The sequence below is a fragment of the Vagococcus penaei genome, assembly GCF_001998885.1.
GTDB lineage: Bacteria > Bacillota > Bacilli > Lactobacillales > Vagococcaceae > Vagococcus > Vagococcus penaei.
The window spans coordinates 724,348-746,491 of sequence record NZ_CP019609.1 but is presented as its reverse complement, the minus strand read 5'-3'; the positions used below and the strand labels follow the sequence as shown (position 1 = coordinate 746,491).

At 33.0% G+C, this 22,144-nt stretch carries 15 protein-coding genes and 1 pseudogene; 14 read left to right on the top strand and 2 right to left on the bottom strand.

Annotated features, from left to right (window positions below; all coding sequences use genetic code 11):
* Positions 1-10 precede the first annotated feature (10 nt).
* The 7 genes and pseudogenes from BW732_RS11550 to BW732_RS03480 all read left to right on the top strand — a co-directional run.
* Positions 11-1,429: pseudogene (locus BW732_RS11550) on the top strand (IS1182 family transposase); the annotation flags it as partial.
* Positions 1,406-2,539 (top strand): amidase family protein, encoded by a 1,134-nt coding sequence (locus BW732_RS11545; protein WP_418369030.1) that lies wholly within the window; start codon positions 1,406-1,408, stop codon positions 2,537-2,539. The pseudogene BW732_RS11550 and the gene BW732_RS11545, both read left to right, overlap by 24 nt.
* 156 nt (positions 2,540-2,695) lie before the next feature.
* Positions 2,696-3,433, top strand: coding sequence for a tRNA pseudouridine(38-40) synthase TruA (gene truA, locus BW732_RS03500; RefSeq protein WP_077275489.1), 738 nt, complete (start codon positions 2,696-2,698; stop codon positions 3,431-3,433).
* Between the two features lie 79 nt (positions 3,434-3,512).
* Complete coding sequence (locus BW732_RS03495) at positions 3,513-4,196, top strand: metal-dependent hydrolase (RefSeq protein WP_077275488.1); 684 nt, start codon at positions 3,513-3,515, stop codon at positions 4,194-4,196.
* A gap of 258 nt (positions 4,197-4,454) precedes the next feature.
* Positions 4,455-5,375 (top strand): RluA family pseudouridine synthase, encoded by a 921-nt coding sequence (locus tag BW732_RS03490; RefSeq protein ID WP_077275487.1) that lies wholly within the window; start codon positions 4,455-4,457, stop codon positions 5,373-5,375.
* A 102-nt stretch (positions 5,376-5,477) separates the two neighbouring features.
* Positions 5,478-6,077: a hypothetical protein gene (locus BW732_RS03485; RefSeq protein WP_077275486.1), complete on the top strand. Its 600-nt coding sequence runs from the start codon at positions 5,478-5,480 to the stop codon at positions 6,075-6,077.
* Positions 6,078-6,274: 197 nt separating this feature from the next.
* Positions 6,275-7,756, top strand: a complete 1,482-nt coding sequence (locus BW732_RS03480) for a DEAD/DEAH box helicase (RefSeq protein WP_077275485.1) — start codon at positions 6,275-6,277, stop codon at positions 7,754-7,756.
* 166 nt (positions 7,757-7,922) lie between these two features.
* On the opposite strand, the gene BW732_RS03475 is transcribed toward BW732_RS03480, so the two are convergent.
* Both BW732_RS03475 and BW732_RS03470 read right to left on the bottom strand, forming a co-directional pair.
* Entirely contained in the window at positions 7,923-8,615 is a 693-nt protein-coding gene (locus tag BW732_RS03475; RefSeq protein WP_077275484.1) for a response regulator transcription factor, read from the bottom strand.
* Positions 8,590-10,095 (bottom strand): sensor histidine kinase, encoded by a 1,506-nt coding sequence (locus BW732_RS03470; RefSeq protein WP_077275483.1) that lies wholly within the window; start codon positions 10,093-10,095, stop codon positions 8,590-8,592. The genes BW732_RS03475 and BW732_RS03470 overlap by 26 nt, the downstream gene beginning before the upstream one ends.
* A 175-nt stretch (positions 10,096-10,270) precedes the next feature.
* Between BW732_RS03470 and BW732_RS03465 the strand changes: the two genes are divergently transcribed.
* The 7 genes from BW732_RS03465 (at position 10,271) to BW732_RS03435 (ending at position 22,081) form a co-directional block, all read left to right on the top strand.
* A complete protein-coding gene (locus tag BW732_RS03465) occupies positions 10,271-11,245 on the top strand; it encodes a DUF4822 domain-containing protein (protein ID WP_077275482.1) in 975 nt (324 codons plus the stop codon).
* A 903-nt stretch (positions 11,246-12,148) separates the two neighbouring features.
* Entirely contained in the window at positions 12,149-14,485 is a 2,337-nt protein-coding gene (locus BW732_RS03460; RefSeq protein WP_077275481.1) for a WxL domain-containing protein, read from the top strand.
* 99 nt (positions 14,486-14,584) lie between these two features.
* Positions 14,585-15,661, top strand: coding sequence for a WxLIP family cell surface protein (locus BW732_RS03455; RefSeq protein WP_077275480.1), 1,077 nt, complete (start codon positions 14,585-14,587; stop codon positions 15,659-15,661).
* Between the two features lie 69 nt (positions 15,662-15,730).
* Entirely contained in the window at positions 15,731-16,042 is a 312-nt protein-coding gene (locus BW732_RS03450) for a heavy metal-binding domain-containing protein (protein ID WP_077276858.1), read from the top strand.
* 128 nt (positions 16,043-16,170) lie between these two features.
* A complete protein-coding gene (locus tag BW732_RS03445) occupies positions 16,171-16,836 on the top strand; it encodes a TetR/AcrR family transcriptional regulator (protein ID WP_161485506.1) in 666 nt (221 codons plus the stop codon).
* Positions 16,817-17,758, top strand: coding sequence for an alpha/beta fold hydrolase (locus BW732_RS03440; protein ID WP_228414970.1), 942 nt, complete (start codon positions 16,817-16,819; stop codon positions 17,756-17,758). Before BW732_RS03445 ends, BW732_RS03440 begins: the two co-directional genes overlap by 20 nt.
* Before the next feature lie 231 nt (positions 17,759-17,989).
* Complete coding sequence (locus BW732_RS03435; protein ID WP_077275477.1) at positions 17,990-22,081, top strand: 5'-nucleotidase C-terminal domain-containing protein; 4,092 nt, start codon at positions 17,990-17,992, stop codon at positions 22,079-22,081.
* The last annotated feature ends 63 nt before the right edge of the window (positions 22,082-22,144 follow it).

Here is a 22,144-nt window from a genome sequence, read left to right as displayed (position 1 = left end):
AGTTGCTTCCATGCTAAAAAAACAAGATATGAGCAAACGTAATCAAATTGGTTTTTATTCTCTAGAAGATTTAGTTCCCAAGGAACATCTATTAAGAGATATTGATAAATATGTAGATTTTAATTTTATTTATAAGTTAGTTGAAGATAAATACGATGAATCAAATGGCCGCCCTAGTATAGATCCGGTTCTATTAATTAAACTTCCGTTGATTCAGTATCTTTATGGTATAAAAAGTATGAGACAAACTATTAAAGATGTTGAGGTTAACATGGCTTATCGCTGGTTTTTAGGTTTGGATATCGAAGATGCTGTTCCTCACTTCTCAACCTTTGGCAAAAATTATTCTAGAAGATTTCGTGGTACAGATATCTTTGAACAAATATTTTACGGCATATTAGAACAGTGTATTGAAGCTGAATTAGTGGATACTTCTGAAGTATTTATTGATGGTACTCATATAAAAGCACATGCAAATAATAAAAAATATGAAAGTAACGAAGTTACTGAAGAAACTCTTTTTTATGTGGAATCACTACAAAAAGAAGTTGAAATAGATAGAGAAAAAAGATTAAAAAAGCCCTTAAAAAGAAGAGAGGAAAGTGAAAATCAGGTAAAACATAAAAAAATTAGTAAAACAGATGATGAGAGTGGTTGGTTCCATAAAGGAGAGCATAAACAGGTTTTTGCTTATGCTGCACAAGTAGCATGTGACAAGAATGGTTGGGTTTTAGGATATACAACTCATCCTGGTAATCAACATGATAGTCGGACATTCATCGATATCTATAATAAATTACAAAGTCACTTTACCTTAGATAAATTAGTAATGGACGCTGGATACAAAACACCTGGTATAGCCCATTTATTATTTCAAAATAATTTAACACCTATTTTTCCATATAAAAGACCTATGACCAAAAAAGGATTTTATAAAAAACATGATTATGTTTACGATGAATACTACGATCAATATATCTGCCCTAATGTGAAAATTTTAAGCTATACAACAACTAACAGAGACGGATATCGTGAATACAAAAGTAATACGTCTGATTGTAGTCAATGCCCTTTGATTGCCTATTGTACTGAGTCAAAAGAAAAGAGGAAATTAATTCAACGACATTTATGGGAAAATGATATGGAACGTTGTGAAGACATACGTCATTCCCTTGGAATGAAAGCTATATATAATAATCGAAAACAAACAATTGAGCGATTATTTGGAACGGCAAAAGAATTTCATGGCTTACGTTACACTAATTTAATTGGGAAAGAAAAAATGCACATGAAAATTGGGCTCACTTTCGCATGCCTTAACATTAAAAAATTAGCAAAAATGCTTAAATTAAGAGACCTGAAGGGCTCTATTTTTTTATCTATTTTGGGAATTTTATCAAAAATAATGATAAGATACAAAAAAACAAACCAATTACCCTTTATGAGCAACTGGTTTGTCTTCAATCTGAAGCTTGGATTTAATAATCCAAGCTTTTTTGGAGGTAATAAATTGACTAAGAGGATACAAGAATATGCCAAGAAAACATTTTTAGCAATAGATAATAGATATCGGTCTGTTACAAAAGTTTTTCCGAATAATATTGACCATATATCAGAATCTTCAGGATATTATTTAGGAATAAAGGACGTTGCTAAGGTATCACCGGAATTTATTGAGCGTTTAACTAATATTGGTTATATTTGTCATACAATTGACAAATCGAGTCATTCTGGTCGGGCAATTGATTTAGACTTAATTAATCCTATAACTGGTAGGGTTATGACAGGTTCGTCAAGTGGAACAGCATTGAATGTTTTTTTAGGAATAAATGATTTAGGTATCGGAACAGATGGTGGTGGATCAGTCCTAGCACCAGCAATCAGTTTGAATTTGTATGGTATGATTCATCCAGAGTTAGGAAAATCAGATTATCAAGAAATTATCTTAAAAAAATCAACAGATGGAATATTGTTTAGTCCTTCTATCGGATTGCTATCTAGAAATTTGACACATATTATTAAGGTTTTAAATAATGAATTCCCGTTAATGGATGAAGTATCAAAAATAGAACTAAGAATTGGTTTAGATGAAACAATAAAACACTCTATTCTTCAACAATTTCCGAAACACTACTATATCCAACGAATAGATCTATCGAACAAGTACCATTTGTCAAGGGAAAAATTAATTGAAAAACTTACTTTATTACTAAATACATATGATATCGTCATCTCAAAAGAAGGGCCAGTTGATGTAGAGGGAGTAGGTGATTCTATTTTTGGTCACTTTGATTATAATACTCAGATGATTCAGCAAAAAGCCTATAAAGGTTTTATTCGAGTGATTAATATTGCTGGAGCGATAAGCTTCACTGTCCCAACAGGTCATTTAAGTGAGGGGTATGTCATAATCGCTAAAAATACGTTAGAAAATGTGTCTACACTAATTGAAATATCACAATTGCTTTCATCACAAAACGATGAGCTAATTGACCGGTATTTTGGTAATATATCTGCCTATTTTGATTATGGAATTTAATGTACACTATTTCATATATGACAACTTAATGATAGAAGTATATAATTCACTTCGTTTTTTTGTTATGATAGATATTGGAATAAAGTCGGCTTTCATACAAATTTATCATTAAGTCAGACTGATGCATAACTAGAAAATTGGAGCAATGCTACTACTATGAGAAATATAAAATTAACAATTGAATACGATGGTAAAAAATATCTAGGTTGGCAACGACTTGGAGATTCAGATAAAACGATTCAAGGAAAAATTGAGAGTGTCTTAGAACAAATGACTGGTGTTCCTGTCGAAATCGTTGGTTCAGGTCGGACTGATGCTGGTGCCCACGCGAAAGGGCAGGTTGCCAATTTTAAAACAGAATCGACTCTATCACTTTTAGAGATGCGTGATTTTTTAAATCGCTATTTACCTCAAGATATTATCATTAAGCAGGTTTCTGAGGCATCTGAACGGTTTCATGCAAGATATCATGCAACTGGAAAGCAGTACAGTTACTATGTTTGGAATAGTCCAGTACCAACTGCTTTTAACCGCTTCTATAGTTTTTATTATCCCCATGAACTAGATTTTGGTAAGATGCAAGAAGCTTGTGAGAGATTAATTGGTGAACATGATTTTCAAGGTTTTTCATCACTTAAAAAAACGAAAAAATCAACAGTTCGAACAATTAAAGAATTAGCTATCGAGCAAGAAAGAGATATGCTACATATTACATTTGTCGGTGACGGATTCTTGTATAATATGGTGCGAATTATTGTGGGAACATTATTGGAAATTGGCACAGGTGCTAAATCAGTAACTACCATTGACCACGTCTTTCAGACAAAAAATCGGGTGGATGCTGGTGAAACAGTCCCTTCCCATGGTCTGTTTTTAGATGAAGTGTACTATTAAAATAGGTTATTTTTGAGAGAATATACAAAATGAGGTAAACTGTTACTATAAGGAACTAATGAAATGGGAGGTTTTTTTCATGAAATTAACGTACCACGGACATTCAGTCGTTATGATAACAACAGATGATGGCACAAGGATAATCATTGATCCATTTATTACAGGAAATGAACTGACTGATTTGATATCAAGTGATGTTCAAGCAGATTATCTTTTAATTACACATGGTCATGGTGATCATATTGGTGATATGGTAGAAATCGCTAAAAACAATCAGGCAACTGTCATTGCAATTCCAGAGCTTACACATTATGCAATAACTCAAGGAGTTGATACCGTCCATTCATTAAATATTGGTGGAGCATTTGACTTTCCTTTTGGACGAGTAAAAATGGTTTTTGCACAACATAGTTCAGGTTATGAGATAGATGGTCAGATGGTTTACATGGGAGAGCCGGCAGGTTTTGTTTTGCAAATTGATGGTAAGACAATCTATCATGCGGGAGATACAGCGTATTTTAGTGATTTAGCGTTACTAAATGATGACTTTACAATTGATGTGGCCTTTTTACCAATCGGGGATAACTTTACGATGGGGCCTGATGATGCAGTTAAGGCTAGTCAAAAAATCCAAGCTAAAACAGTCGTTCCTATTCATTACAATACATTTCCAGTCATCAAACAAAATCCAGAAGAATTCGTTGCTAAGTTACCAAAAGGTATGGGTTATGTGATGCAAGTTGGCGATGAACTTAATCTTTAGATAAATAATCTCACTATCACTGTTAAAGGTGATAGTGAGATTTTAATTATTTGATGGGTACACAGTGATTGGGAAATAATTGATCTATTATTGAAGATTAATAAAATAGGTTGTTTTTTGACTGATTTAAAATTAGGACTGTACTGACCAGATTATTTAGGCTTTTTTTCAAAAATGTGGTAAAGTAAAAAATGACAGAAAAGATGACGAGTATATATTGAGTCATCTGATATTGGGAAGAAAAGAGTCGTGATAATAATGAAGAAACAATCAAAAAAAATTACTAAAGTGAATCAAAAAAATCGACCAATGGATTACGAAGTGAAAGTAGCAGGAGAATTATTGCCATTTTTACGTGACACACTGACACATCACAGTCGTAATTCGGTGAAATCCATTTTAACTAGAGGACAAGTATCAGTTGATGGTCAAGTTGTAACCAAACATAACCATGTCTTAAAAGTCGGTCAGCATGTAACAATTCAAGACAATCAAACAGCAATCAAAGAGCATGCATTGATTGGTGTACAAGTTATTTACGAAGATGATGTCATCTTAGTGATTGAAAAAGAGTCAGGTATTTTATCGATTGCCAATAATAATCGTTATGAAGTAACTGCTCATAGTCAATTAATGAATTATGTTAAACAAGATAATCCAAATAACCGTGTTTATATTGTCCATCGCTTAGATCGCGATACGTCTGGAGTTATGTTATTCGCTAAGAACGAGCAAGTGAAGCACTTGCTACAAGATACATGGAAAGAAACTGTAGAAGAAAGAATGTATACGGCACTGGTTGAAGGAAGTGTGACAAAAGAATCTGGTACGATTACTTCTTGGTTAACTGAAAGTAAAGCCTTTAAAATGCATTTCCATTCGTCTGATAAATATGGTGGAAAAAAAGCGATTACTCATTATAAAAAAATTCGTGGGACAAAAGAATTTAGTCTATTAGAAGTGCGCTTAGATACAGGTAGAAAAAACCAAATTCGTGTGCATATGGAAGAACTTGGGCACCCAGTTGTCGGTGACAAGAAATACGGTGCACGTACAAATCCGATTAAACGGCTAGGATTACATGCGACCACACTGGCATTTACTCATCCAACGACAGGTAAACAGATGGAATTTAAATCGAAAGTCCCACCAAAATTTATTAAAGCATTAAAAAATTAAGTTGTTAAAGAACCACGCGTCCGTTAGCTGACGTGACGTGTGGTTTTATTTTAATTATAGAGTTGATTCTTGTCTTTTTAACATAACGAAAGGAAAGATTGTATGAAAAAGTTCAAAAATATCCCATTTAAATTGATAGGGAGCCTTATACTAATTATTGGTTTAATTGGGATTGGTATTTTCATTGGTAAACAAGATGTATTTAAAAGTCGTGAGCACTCAGAAGAAACCCAAGTGATTAAGACTCTAACCAAAGAAAAACAAATAGTCCTTGTTAATTTGGGAATTTCAGATATTTACGGCGTTGAAAAAAATTTACAGGTATTTGATGCGGATATTTTTGGGACAAATAAGCATAAGTATATGAAAGCCGAATTTGATATGAAGTTAGGCATTGATGGTAAACAAGTAAAAATTAATAAAACAGGGACGGATACCTATGAAGTAAAGGTGCCTAAGTTTATGTTTATCGGTCATAGTAATACAAAATTTAAGGTAATTGTTGACGACGGTGGGATTCTTAGTTGGATGACACCAGATATTGATGAAAGTGAGATGATTAATAAAATTTTAGATAGTAAAGCCCAAGAGACCTACATAAAAAAATATGATGAGCTATTAAAAGAATCGACTACTGAATTTTATCAAACATTAATTAACAGTATCGCTCCAGACGCAAAACTAACAATTACTTTTTCTTAGTTAGTCATATAATACTACTGAATGAAATAGTTAGCCAGAAAAGGACTTAGTTACCGTAATTATGAGAGGACTAAGTCTTTTAATTTATTTTAAGTGTCATCAGGAATAAAACGTGTTAAACTATGGGAGCTGAAAAAATAAAGGTAAACAAGTTAAAGCCTAATAGATTAACCTGTTTAAATAGAAGGATGTTTTAAATGAATATGAATAAATTTACACATTTTGGTTTGGATGAGACAATTATTAAAGCCCTAGATGTATTGAATTACACTGAACCAACTGATGTACAAAAGAAAGTTGTTCCATTAATTTTGGAAGGAACAGATGTGATTGTAAAGTCACAAACTGGTAGTGGGAAAACAGGGGCGTTTGGTATTCCGATATGTGAATTAGTTGAATGGGAAGAACGTGCACCACAAGTACTAGTTTTAACTCCTACACGAGAATTAGCATTACAAATTAAAGAAGAAATTTTTAATATTGGTCGCTATAAACGTCTTAAGGTAGAGTGTTTATTTGGAAAAAGTTCGTATCAATCACAAGTCAAAAATTTAAAACAACGGACACATGTTGTTGTTGCGACACCGGGTCGTTTGTTTGATCATATGATGCGAGGGACTATTGATTTAAGCAAAATTCAAACCGTGATTATTGATGAAGCCGATGAAATGTTTGCGATGGGATTTGTGGAACAAATTGAGCAAATTTTAAAAAAATTACCTAAAAAACGCCAAATGGCTTTATTCTCGGCAACTATGCCACCGGAAATTAAACGTTTGGCTGAACGTTATTTGAAAAATCCTCAATTGATTGAGATTCAATCAACCAATACAACACAAAAAAGAATTCTGCAACAATTTGTTACGGTTGATAAAGACGATCAAAAATTAAATACATTGAAAAAACTGATGGTTGCTGAAAATCCGGATAGTAGTATTATTTTTTGTAATACTAAAATCATGGTTGAAGCGGTGACGCGTGAGTTAAAACACTTAGGTATGGCGATTCAGATGTTGCATGGCGGTATGGAACAAAAAGATCGGACAGAAGTTATTCAAGAATTTAAACGTGGCTATTTTAATTTCTTAGTTGCAACAGATGTTGCGGCTCGTGGGATTGATGTCGCAGATATTAAATTAGTGGTCAATTATGATGTTCCTGATAACCCTGAAACTTACGTTCATCGAATTGGACGTACAGCGCGTTTTGAAAATAGTGGAAAAGCGATAACGTTAGTCAATCATCATGATCGCCAGTCATTTGATGCAATTTTAACAGCTCAAAATCGTTTGATTGAAGAAGTTTCTATTCCAAGTCAACAGATGGTTGAACAAAATAAAATCGCCTTTGGTCAAAAGCAAAATCAAAAACCGAAAATTAGAAAAGAAAAAGGTATTGATTTTAATAAAGATATTATGAAGATTCATATCAATGCGGGTAAAAAAACCAAAATGCGACCAGGAGATATTGTTGGAGCGCTATGCCAAATTGATGGTATGACAGCTGATGATATTGGGGTTATTGATTTGATGGATATTTCGACATTCGTGGAAATCTTAAATGGTAAAGGCCCGATGGTATTAAACACGCTACAAAATATGCCAATTAAAGGCCGGATGCGTCGTGTCAGTCGTTCGAATGAAAGTAATTATGAACGCGATTTACGGAGAGAAAAGTAAGTAAATAAATTGATGTAGAAGATGTTTGATTTTTATCAATCATTATTTAGTAAGAGTAAAAGTAACTATAATGAAGACCTAGAAAATGACAATTTCTAGGTCTTTTTTGTTCATAAAAAAGTAACGGATATGCTCTATAAAGTAGTATCGATTTGAGTATCCAATGTCAATTAGTTAATCGGTATCCACTGCCCCAGACTGTTTCGATTGGGAAATCAATAATACCGGCTTTTTTTAATTTTTCACGAATTCGTTTAATATGAACAACTACGGTAGAAACATCTGTATCTAATACATCAAACCCCCAGACAGCTTCGAATAATGCTTCTTTGTGCCAGACTCGGTTTGGGTGGGTAGCTAAAAAACTAAGTAAAGAGAATTCTTTATTAGTTAAATTAATATCAGATCCTTTGGTGGTTACTTTATGTGCTAAGTGATCAATGGTTATTAGGCCAATTTGACTAACATCTTTTTCGCTATGCTCATTTAATAATGTTTTGTAACGCGAAATATGCGCATTTACTCTGGCAACTAATTCACTAGGGCTAAATGGTTTAATGACATAGTCATCTGCTCCTAGACCTAATCCACGGATTTTATCAATGTCTTCTCTTTTAGCAGATACAATAATAATAGGTGTTTGCTTGACACGCCTAATGGCTTTACAAATGTCAAATCCATCCATTGTTGGCAACATAATATCGACGATTACTAACGAAAAGTCGATTGTCAGCGCAAGATGCAATCCTTCGTGTCCGTTATGTTCAATAGTGACAGTATAACCATTTATTTCTAAGTAATCGCGTTGCAAGTTTGCAATACTAGGGTCGTCCTCAATAATTAAAATATGTTTCGACATTTTTATCCTCCTTAATCAGTGGAAAACTTAATTTGACACTTGTTCCAATATTTTTTTTGCTAGTAATCGATATCTGTCCATTATGATGGAGCATAATGCTTTGGACAATATTCAATCCTAGACCGGAGCCTTTAACTAATGTAGAACGGGATTTATCAGCTCGATAGAAGCGGTCAAAAATAAAAGGAAGCTCTTCTTCCGACATACCAATCCCGTTATCTGATAAATTTATTACAGCAAATGATTCATGTTTACTCAATTCAAGAGTTAAAGACAACTTTCCCTTTTTTGGATCTCTAAATTTAGTACTGTTTTCAATCAGATTAGAAAATACCCTGTTTAACTGTTGAGGATCACTTTTGATATCTAGAGAGTCGACTGGTAATGAATAGTGCCAATCAATTAAGGTATCTAAAGAATAATCAACGATGAGATCAGAAATAAATTGATTTAAACAAATAGTTTCTTGCTGAATAATAGCATTGTCTAATTCTAATTTAGAATATAAAAATAAGGTTTCAATTAAATCATTTAAATTTAATGCTTTATTGTGAATTGTTTCTAAGTAAAGTTGTCGTTTTTCTTCCGTTGTGGCAATCCCATCTTTAAGACCTTCAACATAGCCAATAATTGAGGTAATTGGCGTTTTTAAATCATGCGAAATATTTGAAATTAATTCTTGACGATTAGTATCGTATTGTTTTTGTAGCTCAGCATTTTTTTTCATATTTTGCCACATTTTATAAAAACTTTTCTGCAATTGTTTAATTTCTTTAGCAGTATCAGCTTGAACGACGCTTTTAATATCCTCATTTGTTAAATAAGTGGATGGGACAAAATGAGTTGCTTTCTCTAAACGTTCTAACGGTTGAATAATAGTTTGTTTTAAACGAATATTAATGTAAAGTGCTAAGCTGATGGAGAATAAGATAATTCCAATAACTAGCCAAATTCCTTGTCGATAGAAGAATTCAAAGAAATTACTTTCTCGTTTTAAAATAATGATACTGCCTTTTGAGCCATCTAAATGTTGAAAATCGTGTTTAACATAATGAAACAAACGACCAGCGTTATCTAATGTACCAATCGGTTCAAAGTTTAGCAGTTCATAATCTGGTGAGTGTACTTCTAAGGATTTTTTTACTAAGCTATTAGAGAAATAAATAAACTCATTATTTTTTCGAATAACGACATCTAGGCCTCTATCTTCAATCTCATGAATGTTTTTGATAATGTCAACTTTCAGTGGTACGTTAAAAAAATCTGGTGACTTCTGTACAAAATAATTTAATTCAGCATAACTATCGCGTTCCTCTATTGATAAGGAGCGCTGAGTAGTTAGCACTTTATAAACTTCTTGAATAGATGGTACACGACCCAATGTCATGTAGGTGATAAGAGCCGTAATTAACATCAAGGAAGATAAAGTAATCAAGATACCACTAAAATAAGATAAAATGATTCGTTTTTTGATTGTCATATAAACTCCTTCATTAAAAAGTAACTATAACTGTAGTGTAATGTAGCTATTTTTAATAGTCAAAAATTAACGTGTTTTTTTGGATAGTTTATAATTTGTTCATTTTTTGTCCAGTTTGAGTTTATAGTTACTTGTTATAGTTAGACTATCAAAAGATATTGAGGAGATGTAGGATATGAAAAATAAGAAAATCATAAGTAAATTTATGTTTGCCACATTTGCTATTTTACTAACAGGTTGTGGAGCAACAGATACTGATAGTCAGAGCAAACAAGAGAGTTCTAGTCAAAGTTCAACTACTGAAGTATCAATTAAGGAAGATGAGCATAATAGTAAGGGGAAAAAATACACTCAACTATTATCGGCAACAAATTGGCAAGGGACTAAAGTCTACGATAAAGATAATAATGATTTAACAGTAGAAAATGCGGAATTTATTGGTTTAGCGAAATATGATCAAGCAACAGGTTACTATGAATTTTATGATAAAGAAACTGGTGAAACTCGTGGTGATGAAGGGACCTTTTTTATTACTAATGATGGTGATAAACGTGTATTAATTTCTAAAACTAAAAACTATCAAGCCATTGTTGATTTAACAGAGATGACAGAGAAAGTATTTACTTATAAGCGTATGGGTAAAGATAAAGACGGTAAAGAAATTGAGGTATTCGTCGAACACATTCCATATAATGATACCGAATTAGCCTTTACAAATGGACGCGAAAAATTAGAACATTCGACTGGTACAATTAATAAAGAAGTGCCAGGCATTGATATTTTAGGTAGTACTCTATGGAATGGTACAAAAGTTACTGATGAAAATGGTAACGACGTCACAAAAGAAAATGCGATGTTTATTAGCTTAGCAAAATTTGATCCGATAACAAATAAATATGAATTCTATGATAAAGAAACTGGTGAAACAAAAGGTGATTTCGGCTATTTTGATGTTTTAGACGACAATAAAATTCGAGCACATGTATCAATTGGTGAGAATAAATACGGTGCAGTACTAGAATTAAGTGAATTAAATGATCAAAGATTTACTTACAAGCGTCAAGGAAAAGATAAAAAAGGAAGTGATATCACCATTTTTGTTGAGCATGAACCATATTCTGGTGAATTAACACCTGATTTTACATTTTAATAGTTGAAAAAAACAAACACAGTTTAAATAAGTGTTTGTTTTTTTATTTATAATTATAATTATAAAAGTCATAGACATAATATATTTTTTATGACTATAGAAGTTAGTTGATATAAGGAAACAGTGATGATAAAGACAAATTTGTTTTTAAATAACGACAAAAAAATAAAATATCTTTCGTTATAAAAAGAAAAAATTATTTAAAGGTAAATTAAATAAAAATTAAAAAAATAAATTAATGTTATTAAAAAATATAATGTATGTTATAATATTTTTCTAGTAGCTATATAATTAGCTGAACAATAATATAAAACGGTTCTTAAACTATCATAATGAAAGCGATATGATTATTAAGCTTTTAAAAAGAAAGTTTGAATATTTTAGTAAATGGAGGGTATTAGTTGGTCTTTTTGTTTTATAATTATTACTATTTTTTTGATATAGTTTACTAGATTAATTAGCATCTATATTTTTTTGTAAAAAAAGGGGTAAAATTATTAAAAATAATATTTTTTTTGAATTATAAGCAAACTAAAATAATAAATTATTGGATAAATGTTCGTTTAAGTGAAAATGTTATTTTTTAATAATAATATAGACTACTAGTTAATAAAATAGCTTGGTTATTATCTGCAACTTAAAAGTTAATTGGACAAATATTAGTTAAATGATAATTGTAAGTTAGGTATATCAATATAATTATTTTTTTAAAAAAATCAATATTAATTTAATTAGTTATTTAATTATCTTTTATGGTTTTTTATACTAATATTCAAAGTAATTGAATTTAACAATTATTTTTTCACAATATTTACTTTAATATTACAGATAACAAACGTTGACTACCTATAATGAATGTATCAGTAAAAACTGATAGCCAAAAATGAGAGGAAATAAAATAGAATGAAAAAATTAATGTTACGCTCTAGTTTAGTCTTAGCAGCGGTAAGCTTTATGACTTTAACAGCAACATCAGTTAATGCAGAATCAGCACTAGATCCAGCACCTGAAGTACAAGCTACTCCAAGCAAAGTTAATGGAAAAAAAGTATTGTTCGATAATACACACGGACAAACAGCAGGAGCTGCTGATTGGGTCATTGATGGAGCGTTCTCTGATTTTGCTGATGCATTAGGTAAAGATGGTTATTACGTAAAGGAATTACGTCAATTGACACCGATTACATTAGCTGATTTACAGGGTTATGATGTTTTTGTTATTCCAGAAGCAAATATTCCTTATAAAGTCAGTGAGCAACAAGCAATTGCTGATTACGTGTCACAAGGAGGATCAGTTTTATATGTAGGTGACCACTATAATGCTGACCGTAATAAAAACCGTATTGATTCTAGCGAAGCGTTTAACGGATACCGTCGTGGTGCATTTACTGATATGACAAAAGGTATGTCAGAAGCTGAGAAAAATTCAGAGGCAATGCAAGGCGTTGAGAGTAGTGACTGGTTAAATGAAACATTTGGTGTTCGTTTTAGATACAACTCATTAGATAAAATTAATGATTCACATAAATGGATTGTAGAAGATGCTTTTGGAATTGCTGAAGGTGTAACAGATGTTGGTTTACATGCAGGTTCAACAGTGGCGATTACAGATCCAAAGCGTGCAAAAGGTATTATTTATACACCAAATGGTTTAACAAAAGGTAACAAGTGGGGCCATGCAGTAGATGAAGGTGTCTATAATGGCGGAGGTATTGATGAAGGTGCTTATGTTGCAATTAGCAAGCGTGACAGTGGTAAAGCAGCGTTTATCGGTGATTCATCATTAGTTGAAGATGCTTCACCAAAATATATGCGTGAAGAAAACGGTTCAGCTAAAAAAACATATGACGGTTTTAGCGAAGCTGATGATGCAAAATTATTAATGCAATTGGTTGATTGGTTAGATGATACAGAAACGTATACAACGTTTGAGGAAAAAGGTATTAAGTTATCTAAACCAACGCCAGTCTTAGATTTTGAAGTACCTGCTAATAGTACAGAACCACAAAATGAGCCATGGTCAGCACCTAGTGCAAATTATAAATGGTATGATACGTCAACATTTGCTTCAGGTAGTTTTGGTTCAGGCGTGGCACCGACAGTAAAACCTTCTGTTTCAGTTGAATATGTTGGTAAACCAAGTATCAATGCTGAAAATAAAGCAATTTTAACATTTAGCGGATTAGCACCAAATAGTCAAGCAGATGGGTATCAATTTGGCGTATACACACCTATTACACAACATGGATTCAAACAAGGTAATCAAGTAGCTAAAACTAAAGTTGGCGATAATCCTTGGCAAGATACAATTGGTTATTCAAGTAAATTTGGCGTGACAGCTAATGAAGAGGGTATTGCGACACTTGAGGTAGCATTTAAAGTTGAATTCGAAGGCGAGTACAATTTTAGAATTCGTTACAATAAAGATAATTTCTTAACAAAAGCAATTACAATTGGTGCAGAATCATCAACTGAAACACCTGAAGAAAAACCAGGTGAACCAACAGATGCTAAGAGTGATAATTATGATGTGAAAGGTCAAATATCATTTACGACTGAAGATGGACCAGTTTCACCAGTTGATCCAGAAAATCCAAATACAGATGGTCGTCCAATAAACCCAGATGGTTCTGAACCTAATAGTGGTGCAGGTGGATTATTATCAATTGACTATGCATCAAGTTTTGCTTTTGATAAACAAAAAATTGACAACAAGTTAAAAACATATGGAGCATTAGGTCAACGTTTTAAAGATAGTGATGAGTTACGTGGTAATTATGTTCAAGTAACTGATAGACGTGGCACGAATGCAGGTTGGGTATTAAGTATTGTTCAAAATGAACAATTTACATCAAAAGATAAAGCTGAGTTAACAGGGGCTAAACTGTTCTTAGGTAATGGGTACTTAAATTCACCAAATATGTTACAAGAAGGTTTTTCAGAAAAAACAATGCCAGCACATTTAGTTAGTGCTTTAACAGTGAAAGATGAAATGGTACAAGGTGGCTTAGAATTAATTCCTGGTCAAAGTACTGTGATTATGACAGCTAATAAAGGTCAAGGAATGGGAACTTGGACATTAGCATATGGACAAAGTAAAGACGGTAATATTGGTCTAGCAAAAGGTAATGATCCAATGAAATCATCTGTATTACTATCAATTCCAAGTTCAGCTAATCCAAAAGAGACTAGTTACGAGTCAACGTTAACGTATAAATTGTCAATGGTACCTGCACCATAATTAACTGTTAGCAGATAAATATAATAATTAGGCTGATAGTGTTTAAACACATCAGCCTAATGAATTATATTTTGTCTAATATAATTGAGGAGAATTATTATGAAGTTAGTAAAAAAAGGATTGTTTTTGATTGCGTTAGTTGTTTTTGTAAGTTTATATGGTAGTAAGGTAGGTTTTGCTAATCAAGTAGGATTCTCAATTGAACCTGTCTTACCAGAAAATCAAATCGACAAAAATAGTGGTTACTTTCACTTGAAATTAGATCAAGGAACACAACAAGAATTAACAATTATTTTGAAAAATCGTACGGATAAGCCCGTCAAATTAAAAACATCAGTGGCAAGTGCGACAACCAATATCAATGGTGTAGTCGATTATGATGCGACAAAAAATAAATTAGATAAAACTGCTCCTGTAAATTTATCAAAGCAAGTTAACGTACCACAAACAATTACATTAGAGCCACAGTCCCAACAAAATGTCCCGATAATTGTTACTATGCCAGATAAAAAAATTCCTGGTGTTATCGCGGGTGGTATTACGTTTGAAGAAGATAAGGAAGCTACTAGTGAGCAATTGACTAGCCAAACAGCGGTTAAAAATAAATTTTCATATGTTGTGGCTTTATTAATGCAACAACAAGACGTTCTAAGTGTGAAACCTAATTTAGAGTTATCTGATATTACTCCGACACAATTAAATACGAAGACAAGTATTTCAGCAGCTATCAGAAATACACAAAGCGCTTATTTAAATGATATGACAGTTGCTGTTAGTATTTATAAAAAAGGTGATAAGAAGCCAACTTATGAATTTAAAAAAGAAAAAATGCAATTAGCACCTAATTCCATTATTGAATTTCCGACGTTTTTGAATGGAAATAAATTAGAACCAGGTGATTATGAATACGTTGGTAAAGTCACTGGTCGGACCAATGATTTAGATGAAACGCGTCAAGAAAAAATGGATTGGACTTTAAAAAAATCATTTACGATTAAACCAACAGTCGCTAAATCCTTAAATGATAAAGACACGACAATCGTATCTCAGCCGATGAATAGATTATTACTCGCAGCCATTGCTGGAAATATTGTATTGGTGTTAGGCATTATTGGCTATGTTGTTTATCGAGTTAGAAAGAAAAAGAAAATAGTAGCAACTACTATAAATGGGTAAAAAGATATTCATAGTTTGCTAGATAAGTTATAATAAAGAAAATGATAATTTATGGAGGCTGATTGTATGATGTTAGTAACAACGACAGAAAAAATTCCTAACCAAGAGTATGAAATTATTGGTGAGGTTTTTGGTTTGACAACGCGTTCTAAAAATATGTTCAAGGATATTGGAGCAGGTTTTAAAAGCATGGTTGGTGGGGAAATTAAATCTTACACAGATATGCAGCGTGAAGCACGTGATCAGGCAATTGATCGTTTGCGAGAAGAAGCTGAAGCAGTTGGTGCAGATGCTGTTGTTATGATGCGTTTTGATTCGGGAACAATTGGTCAAGAAATGCAATCAGTTGTGGCCTACGGTACAGCCGTTAAATTTAAATAATTTTAGAAAATCAATGCTGTTAGAGGCATTGATTTTTTTATTTTTAAAGATATTAAGTTATTTGACAATGCCAAATAAAAATAGTACAGTAAAAACATACCGTAAGAATGTTTAGGAGCGTGATAAAAGTGACTCATCGGTATGATGCAGAATCCACACGTGCGGAAATAATCCGTGTTGCGATGGATTTATTTCTTACAAAAGGATATGACAAGACAACAATTAAAGATATTGTGAGTCAGCTAGAAGGCTTATCTAAAGGGGCAGTTTACCACCATTTTAAATCTAAAGAAGCTATTGTCGATGAAGTAATTCGTTTAATGCTGCCTAAGTACGAAAGTATGCAAGAAATTTCTGAGAATCAGAAATTATCAGGATTAGAGAAAATGCGGAATTTACTTTTATTAGGTATGTTTGAAGAAGGAAGGGACCAAAGCGCGAAAAAAATAGCACCCTTAATGGACAATCAAACATTATTATTAAAACATTTAAAGCAGACACAGCTTATTTTTACACCTTATATTGAACGTTTTATTATTGAGGGCAATAAAGATGGCTCACTTACCGTGGAATATCCACGAGAGATGGCAGAACTGGCTTTATTTATTTTGAATACATGGTATATGCCGAGTTTTTATTCACATCTAGCTGAACATTTAGTTGAGAAGATAAAAGCAACACAGCTTGTTTTAAGACAAATGGGAATGGATATCTTGAGTGATGCAATTTTTCAACAAATAATGGCTAAACTAATAAGTCAGGAGCAAGTAAATAATGAAAAAAAAGAAGAGTAAATTAAAAAAAATTGGATATGTTTTATTAGGAATAGTCGGTGTTCTTACAGTATTCATTGGTGGAGCATTTGTTTATAACCAAGTTAGTCTAAAGAAAGAAGCTAAACTGATTCAACCATACGGAAAAAAACTATCAGTATTTGATGGAGAAATAAATATAGTTGATGAGGGGCAGGGGGATCAGACAATTATTTTACTACCAGGTTATGGTACAGCATCACCATATTTGGATTTTAAACCATTAGTCAAGCAATTAAATCAGAATAATCGCGTGATTACGATTGAACCGTTTGGGTATGGATTAAGTAGCCAAACTAAGCGTGAACGAACAACGAAAAATATTATAGAGGAAATTCATGAAGTGGTCTCGCAATTAAATTTATCATCTTATGTTTTTATGGGACACTCGATTGCAGGTTTATATGGTGTTAACTATGTCAACGAATACCCTGATGAACCAGTTAAAGCATTCGTAGGAATTGATACAAGTACTCCGGAACAGCCAATGGAAAAAATTAATTTAAGTTTCTTTGATTTTCTTAAATCGTCAGGTTTAATGAGATTAGTCATCACAGCTGCACCAGATAACTTGGGTAAAGATAAAAATGATCCAGACTTTGAGCAATTAAAAATGATTACATTTAAAAATTTGAATTCTACTAGTATGAAAAACGAATACTCACATTTATTTACTAATTTTAAAGAATCAAAAGGTCTAAGATTTCCGAGTGATTTACCTGTATTACTTTTTATCGTCAGCAATGATCCAAGTATCACTAATTGGAAAGAGTTACATGAAGATCAAATAAGTGGATTGAAAAAAGGTCAAGTTATAGAATTAAACGGCGATCATTATTTACATCATACACAATACAAAGTTATTAGCGAGGATACAGATAAGTTTTTAAATGAGATAAAGTAAAAGAAAAAAACGAAAATATCATGAAAACTAAATCGATATTCAAATTATTATTCTGAAACACTATTAAAATTTCTTGTTTTTTCTGAAAAACGAATGATTATAATCAAAATAAAAATATTGTTTGTATTTATATTAATAATTAGACCGATTTATGCTAAAATGAAGCGGAGACAATTAGACTAGAGCTAATTGCACTAGTCAGTAACAATACTAATATTAGGAGGGAATAATTTGTTTAAAAGTAAAAAGGTTAAACAGTTGGTTGTTGGTGCGTTAAGTGTTTTGACGTTAGGTATGGTTCTTCCATCAAGTCTATCACTTGCTGAAGGAGACACAATCACTAGTAGTAGTGGGAATGCTCTAAAAACAGATACTTCAGGTAAAGAAGAGAAGGAAACAGACAATACTCAGACAAAAGAGTCTAGCACTAAAAAAGAAGCTGAAAGACCTAAAGCTATTACAAAAAAAGAAGTGAAAATCATGCATACCAATGATATGCATGGGCGTTTAGAGTATTTAGAAGATAAATATAGTCCTTCGATTGGTATGGGCCGAGTTAAAACATTTAAAGATAATCAAAAGCCAACGTTACTAGTTGATGCGGGCGATGCGATGCAGGGATTACCAATTTCGAATTATACTGAAGGCATGGATATGGTTAAAGCTATGAATGCCGTAGGATATGATGCTATGACTTTAGGAAATCATGAATTTGATTTTGGCTTAGACCGAGCATTAACTTATAAAAATGCCTTAACTTTTCCAATTGTGTCGGCAAATGTTTATTATAAAACAGGTGAGCGTCCGTTTGATCCTTATACAATCGTAGAAAAAGATGTGAACGGTGAGAAACAATCATTTGCCTTAATTGGATTAACAACACCAGAGACAACGGTGAAAACGCACCCAAATAATATTGAAAAAGTGACGTTTAAAAAGCCAGCACCAGTTGCGATTGATGTCATGAAAGAAATTGGTGATAAAGCCGATTACTTTATTTTTATGACACATTTAGGTGTTGATGAAACGACTGTTGAAGATGAGACAAGTCAGTATTTAGCGAAACAGCTAGCGGCAAATTTTCCTGATAAGAAAATTTTTATTGCTGACGGACATTCACATACACCACTACCAGAAGGTGCACGTGAAGGACATGTATTAATTGGTCAAACAGGAAATTATTTAAATAATGTAGGAATGATGACTGGAACTTATTCTGGAGAAGAAGTAACAACACAAGCTGTACTTCATCCATTTTCTGAATTGAAATCACTGACACCAGATCCAAAAGTTGAAGCCATTGTCCAAGCTGCAAAACAAAATTTTGGAGCGGAAATGTCACAAGTTGCTCTTGAGAATAATCAAATTATGTTTAACGGTGAACGTGAGAATGTTCGCTCACAGGAAACAAACTTAGGTAATATTATTGGTGATGCTATCTATCATTATGGTCAAAGTGGCTTTAAGACACCAAGTGATTTTGCTGTTGTTAATGGCGGTGGCATTCGTCAATCGATTAAACCAGGTAAAGTCACAAAGGGTGATTTAGTCGGTGTTATGCCGTTCGGTAATACTATCTCACAAATCAAAGTAACGGGAAATGAAATTTATCAAATGTTTGAACATTCGCTACGTTCAATTCCAGCAGTTGATGGGCAAGGACAAGTAATTTTAGATAGTAATGGTTTACCAAAATTAGGAGCGAATGGTGGCTTTTTGCATGTATCTGAATCACTTAAAGTGACTTATGATTCTAATTTACCTGGCACAAATACTGAGACGGGGGAAATTGGTAAACGTGTTTTATCAATTAAATTAAAGGATAAAACCGGTAAATTCACTGAGGTGCCTAGAAATGATACAACTGTTTATAATATGGCAACGAATGACTTCTTGGCTGCTGGTGGTGACGGCTATACAATGTTCCAAGGTAAAGCTGTTGAAGAAGGTCCATCAATGGATGCTGCTTTTTTAGGCTACTTGACGAATCTAAAGGCTAAGGAATTGGCAGAGTATACAGAAGAATTTCCAGCTAAACGTATTGTTTCACAAAAATCAGATGGTGCAATGACCGGTGAATTTAATTTTACAATAATGCATACGAATGATATGCATGGTCGGATGCAATATGTCGAAGGTAAGTCTGTTGGCTTAGCAAAATTAAAAACATACAAAGATACAATTAAACCGACATTAATGCTTGATGCTGGAGATGCTTTACAAGGTTTGGCTATTTCTAATTTTACAAAAGGTGAAGGTATGGCGAAGGCAATGAGTTTGGTGCCTTATGATGGCGTTGGTGTCGGAAATCATGAGTTTGACTTTGGCTATGAGCAAGCAATGGCTTATAAAAAACAATTACCAATGATTTCTGCCAATGTGATTAAAGATGGTAAGTCAGCCTTTGATGCATATAAGATTATTGAAAAAGATGGTAAAAAATTTGGTGTTATTGGCTTAACAACACCAGAAACGGCCTTTAAAACACATCCCAATAATGTTAAAGGGATTACGTTTGAAGACCCAATTCCTGTGGCTAAAAAACTTATTGATGACTTGAAAGAAAAAGTAGATGCTTTTGCTATCATTTCACATTTAGGAGTTGACCCAACGACACCTGAAAATTGGCGTGGAGATACTTTAGCTCAAGAATTGTCCACAACCTATCCTAGTGAGAAAATTATTATTTTAGATGGACACTCGCATACAGCTTTAGCTGGTGGGAAGCAATTTGGTAATGTCTTGTTAGCTCAAACAGGTAATTACTTAAATAATGTTGGTTTGATTACAGTTTCATATAAAGATAACCAACCCACTTTTGAAGCAAAACTAGTTCCAGCGACTGAATTTAAGGATATTACAGAAAATACAGAGATTAAAGCGATTGTGTCAGAAAATGAAAAACAATTTGACCATGTTATGAGTGAAGTAGTCATTAAAGATAACCCTGTTTACTTAGAAGGCGATGGGGCTTATGGTCGTACGCGTGAAACTAATTTAGGTGATTTGATTGCAGATGCTCTCTATAATTATGGTCAAACTGGTTTTAAAGGTGGACCATCGGATTTAGCAGTTATTAATGGTGGTGGAATTCGAACGAGTGTTAATAAAGGTAAAGTAACAAAAGGTGACTTGTTAGCCGTTTTACCTTTTGGTAATTCAATTGCACAAATTGATGTAACTGGTAAACAGCTAATAGAAATGTTTGAACAATCATTACGTTCAGATATTCAAGTTGATGAAAAAACTGGACAGCCAATCTTAGACGAACGTGGTTTTCCGTTGTTAGGGCGTAATGGTGGCTTTTTACAAGTATCAGATTCGGTACAGGTAAGTTATGATCCTTTAGCAGTTGGTGCGAAACCAGAAGAAAATCGTGCAGGTCAACGTGTGCTATCTCTAAAGATTAAAGACCGGAAGACTGATAAATTTGAGTTAGTAAAGGCAGATCAAACCTATAAGTTAGCGACAAATGATTTCTTATCAGCTGGTGGTGATGGCTATACTATGTTAGGTGGTGCTCGTGAAGAGGGACCATCAATGGATATTATTTTAACAGATTTCTTACAGGAGATTAGTTCTGATAAATCAGCTAAAGTAACGGCATTGGCAGCGAAAAAATATCAACTAAGTGATTATGCTGAGTCGTTCCCTTATAAGCGTGTGATTCCTAATAAACAGGAAACGGCAATAAACAGCCTAATGAATAGAATGACAGAATTAAAAAAATTAGCAGCTGATGATTATACAGCTCATAGCTGGCAAGCTTTTCAAGAACAGATTGTTGATGTTCCAACAATCTTAGAGTCTAAAGATGAAGACGCTGCAGCAGCGAAACTTGATGAATTGAAAAATAGTGAGACAGATGTTTTAGTATCGATTAAAGAATTAAAATCAGATGTCACAGCTGCTAAAAAACAACAAGCAAAAGCCTATACTAAAGTTACGTGGGAACCATTTAAGCAAGCTCTAGTTGATGCTGAAAAAGTATTAGTAGATAGTCAAGATGTAACGATTGTTGTAACAAATAAAAAAGTGCTAGAGACTAGAGATGCTTTAAATCAAGCGACCAAGTCATTAGTTAAAGTATCATCACAAGAATCGGGAAATGAAACCGATCCGCAACCTGAAACTGGTAAACCAGTAGTCAGTGAAGAATCTGGTAAAGGAAAAGGAAGCTCAGTAACTAGAAAACCTAATCAAGACTCTAAGACTAATCGTGTATTACCAAAAACAGGTGAGCAAGAAAATCAGTTAGCTATTGTGGGCTTATTGTTAGTAGGAACAGCAAGTGTCGTTATTTATCTAAAACGTACTGCTTAAAATATAAATTAGTTATAAAAAGAAAGTCACCGGTAATTGCTTGAATACTCCAAGCAGTTACCG